The sequence below is a fragment of the Streptomyces fildesensis genome (assembly GCF_016107395.1).
In the GTDB taxonomy this organism is placed as follows: Bacteria; Actinomycetota; Actinomycetes; order Streptomycetales; family Streptomycetaceae; genus Actinacidiphila; species Actinacidiphila fildesensis.
Window position 1 is genome coordinate 1 of the sequence record NZ_JAAIKO010000384.1, and the last position, 231, is coordinate 231.

The window sequence follows — 231 nt, forward strand, 5'->3', positions numbered from 1 at the left end:
GAACCAGGCAAATGTGGACAAGCTTTCAGGAAGGAAGGAGCAGAAGTCAAGGATCCTCCAATATTCTTGAATGTGAGACTTTGGATTGGGTTTAAAAGCATGGATCACGTCCGGGAATTTGATTGCATCACGGATGAAGAAAACAGGGATACTGTTTCCCAAAAGATCCCAGTTACCCTCTCTGGTGTAAAACTTCACTGCAAATCCTCGGGGATCCCTTAGGGTTTCAGG

Annotated in this window: 1 protein-coding gene; it reads right to left on the bottom strand. The window is 45.5% G+C overall.

Annotated elements, in window-relative coordinates; all coding sequences use genetic code 11:
• A partial coding sequence (locus C6N31_RS47515) for a catalase (RefSeq protein WP_198359771.1) occupies window positions 1-231 on the bottom strand: 231 nt, incomplete at both ends.